Source organism: Pseudomonas sp. (assembly GCF_035277045.1).
In the GTDB taxonomy this organism is placed as follows: Bacteria; Pseudomonadota; Gammaproteobacteria; order Pseudomonadales; family Pseudomonadaceae; genus Aquipseudomonas.
The window spans coordinates 1-8353 of the sequence record NZ_DATELE010000310.1 but is presented as its reverse complement, the minus strand read 5'-3'; the positions used below and the strand labels follow the sequence as shown (position 1 = coordinate 8353).

Annotated in this window: 7 protein-coding genes; 3 read left to right on the top strand and 4 right to left on the bottom strand. The window is 65.5% G+C overall.

All coding sequences use genetic code 11. The annotated features are described in order from the left end of the window. The 3 genes from VJS90_RS20815 to VJS90_RS20805 all read left to right on the top strand — a co-directional run. Positions 1-474 (top strand): GMC family oxidoreductase (locus tag VJS90_RS20815; protein ID WP_324123515.1); only part of this gene is annotated, 474 nt, incomplete at its 5' end. 8 nt (positions 475-482) lie between these two features. Next, a complete protein-coding gene (locus VJS90_RS20810; protein WP_324123514.1) occupies positions 483-1802 on the top strand; it encodes a cytochrome c in 1320 nt (439 codons plus the stop codon). Between the two features lie 58 nt (positions 1803-1860). After that, a complete protein-coding gene (locus tag VJS90_RS20805; protein WP_324123513.1) occupies positions 1861-3210 on the top strand; it encodes a carbohydrate porin in 1350 nt (449 codons plus the stop codon). 66 nt (positions 3211-3276) lie between these two features. Here the strand turns inward: VJS90_RS20805 and VJS90_RS20800 are convergent, their stop codons facing one another. The 4 genes from VJS90_RS20800 to VJS90_RS20785 all read right to left on the bottom strand — a co-directional run. Next, positions 3277-5700, bottom strand: coding sequence for a TonB-dependent receptor (locus VJS90_RS20800; RefSeq protein ID WP_324123512.1), 2424 nt, complete (start codon positions 5698-5700; stop codon positions 3277-3279). A 32-nt stretch (positions 5701-5732) separates the two neighbouring features. Then, entirely contained in the window at positions 5733-6194 is a 462-nt protein-coding gene (locus VJS90_RS20795) for a RidA family protein (protein WP_414704967.1), read from the bottom strand. Between the two features lie 51 nt (positions 6195-6245). Beyond that, positions 6246-7805 (bottom strand): flavin monoamine oxidase family protein, encoded by a 1560-nt coding sequence (locus VJS90_RS20790; protein ID WP_324123510.1) that lies wholly within the window; start codon positions 7803-7805, stop codon positions 6246-6248. A gap of 253 nt (positions 7806-8058) precedes the next feature. Further along, positions 8059-8353 (bottom strand): LLM class flavin-dependent oxidoreductase (locus tag VJS90_RS20785; protein ID WP_324123509.1); only part of this gene is annotated, 295 nt, incomplete at its 5' end.

Genomic DNA, 8353 nt, shown 5'->3' with positions numbered 1-8353 from the left:
CGCGCCATGTCGATCAACATCCACGCATCGTGCCTGAGCTATCGGCACAACTATCTCGATCTGGATCCGACCTACAAAGATGCTTACGGCCTGCCGCTATTGCGCATGACCTTCGACTGGAACGACAACGACCGGCGCATGGCGCATTTCATCGAGAAACGCGCGGTCGAGATCGGCAAGCAGATGGGGGCCCGGCACATTCATACCTTCAATGCCGCGGCCCAGTCGTGGACGCCCTACGACGAGTATTCCAACCATACCCAGGGCGGCATGGTCATGGGCGAAGACCCACGCACCAGCGCGGTCAACACCTACCTGCAGAGCTGGGACGCGCATAACGTGTTCGTGGTCGGCGCCTCGGCGTTTCCCACCAACGCGGGCTACAACCCCACCAGCACCGTCGGCGCGCTGGCCATCCGCACGGCCCGGGCGATCCATGAGAAATACCAACACAACCCCGGTCCGCTGGTGTGAGGCACTCCATGATCAACAAGAAAACCGCCCTGGTCGGTGGGGGCGTCCTCGCCCTGGCCGGCGCCGTGATGCTCGGTCTGGTGATCCAGGCCAACTCCACCGCACGTTCCGAGGTGGCCAACGATGACGTTCGCCTGAGCGACTTCAGGTCCACCGACGCCGCACTGGTAAAGCAGGGCGAATACGTGATGCGCAGCGCCGACTGCGCGGCCTGCCATACCGCCAAAAGCGGTGACTTTGCCGGTGGCTATGTGATCGGCACACCGTTTGGCGATATCCAGTCGTCGAACATCACCCCCGACCGCGACACCGGCATCGGCAACTACACCGAGCGCGATTTCTTCAACGCCGTGCGTCAGGGGCGAGGGCGGCACGGCATGTTGTTCCCGGCCATGCCGTATCCCGACTACACCCGCATGAGCGATGACGACATGCGTGCGCTGTGGGCGTTCTTCAGCACGTTGGAGCCCAAGACGCACAAGGTCGAGGAGCTGGCTGGCATGAACTTTCCGTTCAACCAGCGCCTGCTGATGGCCGGGTGGAACTGGATGTTCTTCGAGAACAAGGTGTTCCTGCCGGATGCCGCGCAGAGCCCGGAATGGAACCGTGGCCGCTACCTGGTTGACGGCGCGGGCCACTGCGCCGCCTGCCACAGCCCACGCAACATCATGGGCGGGCCGGTTGCCGCCAACGCGCTGCAAGGCGGTCTGGTCGGCACCTGGTTCGCGCCCAACATCACCAACGACCCGCACCTGGGCCTGGGTGACAGCAGCGTGGAGCAGATCGTCGACTACCTGAAGACCGGCAGCGACGGGGTGGCCGTGGCCAGCGGGCCGATGGCCGAAGCCATCGAGAACTCCACCCAGCACCTGACCGAGGCCGACCTGCGCGCCATCGCGGTCTACCTGAAATCGTTGCCCGGCGCCTCGCCACTGCCTCCGCCCGCGGTGGCCGCGACCGATGCCCGCATGCAACGCGGCGGACAAGGCTACGAGGTGCATTGCTCGGCATGCCATGGCACGGCCGGAGAAGGCGTCAGCCACATGATCACCGGTTTCGCCGGCAACAAGGCGATCCTGGCGGGCAACACCGACACCCTGACCAGCGTGGTGCTGGGAGGCGCCCGCGCCGTGCATACCCACACCTACGTCACCGGCGCAGGCATGCCGGCGTTCGACTGGAAGCTCAGCGACGCCGAGATCGCCGACATCCTCACCTTCATGCGCAACAGCTGGGGCAACAGTGCCCAGCCGGTCACGCCGGAGGAGGTGGCCAGCATGCGCAAGCAGCTCGACCTTGCGCCACAGATGCGCGCCAGCGTCCGGTAAGTCGTCTGGGGCCGCCCTCGCGGCGGCCCTTCTTCAGTTGATAACAAGAGAGACTCTGATGTTTTTCCCCGCACCCTCGCGTCGCCTGCCCATCACCCCCTGCTTGATTCTGGCCGCCGCCGTCTGCACCCCGCCTGCCATCGCCGCGCAGGCGCTGGCCACCGATTCGCCCTGGGCGCTTGGCGACTGGAACGGTGCCCGCACCGACCTGATCCGCCAAGGCATCGACCTTGAGTTTTCCTACGTCGGCGAGATCGGCGCCAATCTGGGCGGCGGCTACGACAACGACCGCAGCGCCCGCTACAGCGACCAGTACACCCTCGGTGCCGGTTTCGACCTGGAGAAGCTGCTGGGCTGGCACGATGCGCTGTTCCAGGTGACGGTTGCCGACCGCAATGGCGACAACATTTCCAACGCACGCGTCGGCGACCCCCGCGTTGGCACCTTGAGTTCATCCCAGGAAGTCTGGGGCCGCGGCTCGCACTGGCGGTTGACCCAGCTGTTCTACCGGCAGGCATTTTTCGACAAGCGCCTGGATATCAAGGCGGGACGCTTCGGCGAAGGCGAAGACTTCAACAGCTTTGACTGTGACTTCCAGAACCTGACCTTCTGCGGCTCGCAGGCCGGCAACTGGGGCGGCATCTGGTACAACTGGCCCGTCACCCAATGGGCGCTGCGGGTCAAGTACCGGCTCACGCCCGAGCTGTTCACTCAGGTGGGCGTCTATGAGCAGAACCCGTCCAACACCGAGTCGCGCAATGGCTTCAAGCTCAGCGGCAGCGGTACCGAAGGTGCGGTGCTGCCGGTGGAGGTGGTCTGGCAGCCACGGTTCGACGGGCTGCCGGGGGAGTACCGCGCCGGTTACTACTACAGCAGCGCCAATGCCCGGGATGTGCTCAAGGACGGTAACGGGCAGCCTGCCGTTCTCAGCGGCGCCAGCTACCGCAGCACGTCGAGCAAGCATGGCCTGTGGCTGGGCGCCATGCAGCAGCTGACCCGTCACGGGAATGATGCCTCGCGCGGCCTCACGCTGTTCGCCATGGCCACTGCCCATGACCGCGCGACCAGCAAGGTCGATCACTACGTCTCGGTGGGGGCGATCTACAAAGGCGCGTTCGATGCCCGTCCCCAGGACGATCTCGGCTTCGCCGTGTCCGAGGTGCATGTCAACCCGGCGTACCGCAAGAACGCCGCCCTGACCAACCAGGCTAACGGTATCGCGGACTACGACGACCCGGCCTACCTGCCGGTGCAGGAGACGGAGTACAACGCCGAGCTCAATTACGGCGTGCACATTGCCGACTGGCTGACGGTCAGGCCGAACCTGCAATACGTCCGGCATCCCGGTGGCGTGAGGCAGGTGGAGGATGCCTGGGTGTCCGGGCTGAAGGTGCAGGCGGCGTTCTGAAAACCGGCTGTTCCCGGTGCAAGGCCTCTTCTCAGGATTGCTCTGCGAAGAGGCTTCTTTCGACCCTCAGAAGTTGTACGTCATCCGCCCGAAGTAATACCCGCCGGTAAACCCGTAAGGCGAATACGAGCCATACCCTTTGGTCATGGTCTTGCTGCTGGGCGCTTGCCGTTCGGGATAGACATCGAACAGGTTGCGCGCGCCGATCGCCAGTTCCAGGTCCTTGGTCAGCTGGTAGCCCACGTCCAGGTCGGTGATCCAGCGAGCCTTGTAGTCGCGGTCCAGCGAGCGGTCATTGGCGTCGTTGACCTCGCGCCACGAGCCGTAGCGGGTCAGTCCCAGGTTGACCCGGTACTTGTCGTAGCGCCAGTTGGCCCCGAGGATCAGCTTGGTGTGCGGCTGCACCTCGGTCAGCAGGTTGCGCGCCTCGCGGTTCATCAGTTCGTACGGGGTGCCGAGGATGTTGACGTTCTGCTTGTAGTCGAGGATCTCGGTGTCGTTCCAGTTGAAGGCCGCCGTCCACTTCAGCGCGCCGGCGCCGCCCAGGTCCTGGTCGTAGCTGCTGACCAGGTCGAGGCCCTTGGTGCGGGTGTGGGCGCCGTTGGTGAAGTAGCGCCCGCCCGACGTCGAGTCGATGCCGTTGTCGAGCAAGGTCTGGGTCACTTCGTCGCCGAGCAGCGTGCCGGTGAGGGTGATGCGGTCGCGCACGTTGATCAGGTAGGCATCGGCGGTGAAGGCCAGGCGGTCGCTGGGCTGCCAGGTCATGCCGAGGCTGTAGTTGGTGGATTTCTCCGGCTTCAGCGACTCGGCGCCCAGCGCCTGCGCCGCGGCCGAGTCCACGGGTAGCACGCCGTAGTTGATCGACTGGTAGACGCCGTTGACCACGCCATAGGTGGTGGAGCGCGCGCTGAACAGGCTGTTGGCGAGCGACGGTGCGCGGAAGCCGTTGCTGACGGTGGCGCGTACCGCCAGTTGCGGGGTGAACTCGTAGCGGGTGGTCAGCTTGCCGCTGCGGGTGGCGCCGATGCCGCGGTCGTAGTGCTCGTAGCGCAGCGCCGCGCCCCAGTACCACTGGGGCAGGGGGTTGAAGCCCACATCCACGTAACTGGCGTAGCTGTTACGGCTGCTGCTGGTGGCTTCGGCCGGCGAGATGCCGTTGGTGACCTGGGCACCGGAGGCGGCGCAGTTCCCGGGGCTGACGCAGTAGCCCCCGTCCACCCAGCTGGCCCGGTCGCCGGCCTTGACCTGGTAGCTGTCGCGCCGCTGCTCCAGGCCCCAGGACACATCCAGCGGCTTGTCCAGGCCGATGTCGTAGCTGCGCCGCAGGTCGAGGTTGCTGGTCAGTTGCGAGGAGATCCAGGTGCCGGACTCGAAGTGATTGGGCGTGGCTTCGCCCAGCGACGGGTTCTGGTTGTTCCAGGTGCCTTGCTCGGCCTCGTTGCGCCCGTAGGTGCTGGACAGATCCCAGTCCCATTCGCCGACGAGGCCCTTGGCGCCAACGGCAGCCTGGAAGTCGTGCTCCTCGATGTACCAGGTCGGGCTGTACCCGGCGGGGTAGCCATTGGGGCCGGTGGTGATGGTGTTGACGATGGTCGGCAGGCGGAAATTCTGGCCCTGCTCGGCCTTGCGATACGACGCGGTGGTGAAGGAGTACAGACTGAGGTCGTCGCTGACCGGCAGCTCGGCATTGTAGCCCAGTGTCAGCAGGTTGATCTTTGGCGTGCCGTAGCCGCCATAGGTCGACTTGCCGGCCTTGTCGAAGGCCTCGGCGGTGCTGTAGCCGTTGGCGCTGGCCTTGTTGTCGTCGTTCTGGCTGCGAGCATCCAGCGCCAGTTGCAGGATGCCGTCGCGGCCGATCTCGAAGCCTTTGTTCAGGCTCTGCTGCACGGTCTGTTTCTTGCCGTCGTAGCCTTGCCCGGCGGTGGTCACCGCGGTGCCGCTGTCATCGGCCTTGAGGATCACGTTGATCACCCCGGCGATGGCGTCGGAGCCGTATTGGGCGGCGGCGCCGTCGCGCAGCACTTCGACATGGTCGATGGCGCTGATCGGGATCAGGTCGAGGTCGGCCGGCGCGGCGCCGGCATTGATGCCGCTGATATTGAGAGTGGCGCTGGTGTGGCGGCGCTTGCCGTTGACCAGCACCAGTACCTGGGCGGCATTCAGCCCGCGCAGGTTGGGCGCGCGGGCCATGCCGCTGGCGTCCCAGCCGGTCTTCTCGGGCAGGGTCAGCGACGGCACGCTGGCACTGAGGGCTTCCATCAGGCCGGGCTTGCCGGTGTCTTGCAGCTGCTTGGCGCTGATCACGTCGATCGGCACGGGGCTGGTGGTGACGGTGCGTTTCTCACCGCTGCGGTTGCCGGTGACGATCACGGTTTGCAGGGACGAGGCAGCAGGCTCGGCGGCCTGCAGGAGCTCACCGTGGAAACTGCTGACGAACGCGACGGGCAGCAGCAAGGGTAGACGCGAGGCAGTGGTCAAAAGTTGCTTCATGCAAAATGTTCCTTGTCGGCAGTGTGGCGCGCTCAGGGCGCCTTGGCTGCGATCGCTTCGATCTCGACCAATGCGCCGGGCAATGGCAGGGCCACCACCTGGATGGCGGTGCGGGTGGGCTTGCGGGGCTGCTCGGCGGTGGCGAAGAACTCGGTGTACGCCGCTTGCAGGCCGGCAAAGTCGAGCTGGTTGCCGTTGTCCGGGTCGCCCACCAAAAACACCCGCAGCTGGACGATATCGCCGACGTCGAGGTTCTGGCTGCGCAGGGCGGTCCGCAGCTTGTTGAGCACCGAGCGGGTCTGGGTCTCGGTGTTGCCGTAGGCGGCGATGCTGCCCTTGGCGGCCTTCGGGTCGGCGACGTCGGGCAGGGTGCCGCTGACAAAGGTCAGCTGGCTGCCGGCAGGCACCGTCACCAGTTGCGAGATGGGAAAGTTCGAACCTGGTGGATCGATACGGCGGATGGCGTCGGCGTGGGCGGTCAGGGTCAGGCTCATGAGGACTCCAGCGATCAGCGAAAGGCGTGGCATGGTCGGGTTTTCCTTTGGTCAGGCGGCGGTGCGGGTGGACTGGGCGGCATGCTGGGCGATCAGGCCGACCACCCGGCGGGCGGATTCGGCGGCGCTGTTCTGCCAGATGCCGACCCCGCCATGAGCGAGCGCATCACTGGCCAGCCAGGTGCGGCCCTGGGGCTGGTTGAGAATGTCGTAGGCCGGCTGGGCGACCTCGTCGTGGACAATCCACGGGCTCTCGCTGAAGGGGATCTTCGACCAGTTGATCGCCAGCGGGCGGCCGAGCTTGTGGCTGTGCCCGGGGTGCAGCGATTCGACGGCCTGGCGCGAGGAGTTGATCTGCGCGGACAGCGCCTTGGCGGCGAACTGTTCGGCGACCGCGCCGGTGTTGTAGGTGGCCACCAGCACGCCCTGGGCGCTGTTCAGACGATCACTGGGGTACCACAAGGTGCGCGCTTCGTGATTGATGTAGGAGAGGCCGCCGTAGATCTGGAAGTCGGTTTCCCAGAAGCGCGGCGACTGCCAGGCCACCTTGTTGGCTTTGTCGCCTTCGGCCTGGGCCAAGGCCTTGCGCACCTCGCTGCTGAAGTTGGTGTCCAGGCGCGCCAGCAGGGGTAACGGCAGGGTGACGATGGCGTAGTCGGCCTCCTCGACCTGGGTGCGCCCGGTGCGCCGGTCGCGCCAGGTCACCTGGCTGCCGTTGTCGCCAGTGCGCACGTTGATCACCTCGGCGCCCAGCTGCACGCTGTCCTTGACCTGGCGGTAGAACGCCTTGGGAATCTGGTCCATGCCGCCGACCGGCTGGAACATCGTCGAAGAGAACTCCGGAATTTCATCGAACACCAGCGGCAGCAGCAGGTTGTTGTCGAGCAACTGCTCCAGCGGCACAGGCTGACGCTGGATCGGCGTCTGGTCGCCGGCGCCGGCGAAGCGGGTGTACCCCGAACGTACCGAGCCGCGGTATTGCTGCTGGGCGTCGAGGTCGCCGTAGACCTTGAGAAAGTCCAGCAACGCCTTGCGCTGGGGCGCGCTGAGCTCCTTGTCGAGGCTGTTGCGGCTGACGCTGCGGGCCAGCAGCTCGCTGAAGTGGCCGCGGGTGTCGTTGACCGCCTGGCGCAGGAGCAGCGGGGGACGGGCAAGGTCAGGCTGGGCGAGGGCGTTGCGGCTGCTGTTGACCAGCACCTGCAGCTCGACCCCCAGTTCCCGGCAGTAGCCAAGAATGGTCAGGTGGTGGCTGGGCAAGCGCGCGGCCCCTGCGTTGAAGAACAGGCCTTGGTCGAATTCGACGGTCTGGCTGCTGCCGTCGTTGTGCTCGATGCGGTCGCCGCCGCGCAGCGTCCAGACCCGTCCGCCGACCCGTTCGCGGGCCTCCAGCACCTTGACCGAGAAGCCTGCCTTGCGCAGCTCGAAGGCCGAGACCAGGCCGCTGATGCCGGCGCCGACGATGACCACGCGCTTGCCGTTGCCGCCGTTGGCGGCCAGTTGCAGGGGTTCGAACGTGGCGGCAAGGGCATTCTGCCCCAGCGCGCCCATTGCCGCCGAATAGCCACCGATGGCGGCGAGGCGGGCGATTAGATCTCTACGGGACAATCCCATGTCACGTGCTCCGATAAGGGTGTGATCGGATTCGCGCAAACGGGTCGGGGGCGGGGTGTGACAGACACAATGAGCCCCGACGGCGGTTGGTGCAAATCCATTTGCCTCCGCCATGTCGGGGTCGGTGTAAATAACCTATCGCTCTTGTAACAGGATGTGAAAGGCTTTTTGGTTCTAAGTTAATTATGATTATCGGGAATGTTAGGTTTAAGTAATATTCCAAACTATGATTTTGACTATCCTGACCAACCAATCAGGCCCGACGAACGCTGCGCCCAGCCTCCCGCTGCTCCACCAGCGCCCGGATCCGCGGCAGCAACTGCTGCCCGTATTCGACCGCGTCACGCAACTGATCAAACCCGCGGAACAGGAAGGTCGTGACCCCTAGTTCGTAGTACGCCAACGCCGCTTCGGCGACCTGGTCCGGGGTGCCCACCAGCGCGGTCGAATTGCCCGCCGCGCCTGTCAACGCGGCAATCTCGGTCCACAGCCGGGTGTCATGCACCTTGCGCTGGCTGGCCAGCTCGACCAGCCGTTCGGACCCTGCG

Excerpts from the sequence above, each read along its gene's own strand:
- VJS90_RS20795 (WP_414704967.1), bottom strand. The coding sequence starts at position 6,194 with ATGAGCCTGACCCTGACCGCCCACGCCGACGCCATCCGCCGTATCGAT.
- VJS90_RS20800 (WP_324123512.1), bottom strand. The coding sequence starts at position 5,700 with ATGAAGCAACTTTTGACCACTGCCTCGCGTCTACCCTTGCTGCTGCCC.
- VJS90_RS20805 (WP_324123513.1), top strand. The coding sequence starts at position 1,861 with ATGTTTTTCCCCGCACCCTCGCGTCGCCTGCCCATCACCCCCTGCTTG.
- VJS90_RS20790 (WP_324123510.1), bottom strand. The coding sequence starts at position 7,805 with ATGGGATTGTCCCGTAGAGATCTAATCGCCCGCCTCGCCGCCATCGGT.
- VJS90_RS20810 (WP_324123514.1), top strand. The coding sequence starts at position 483 with ATGATCAACAAGAAAACCGCCCTGGTCGGTGGGGGCGTCCTCGCCCTG.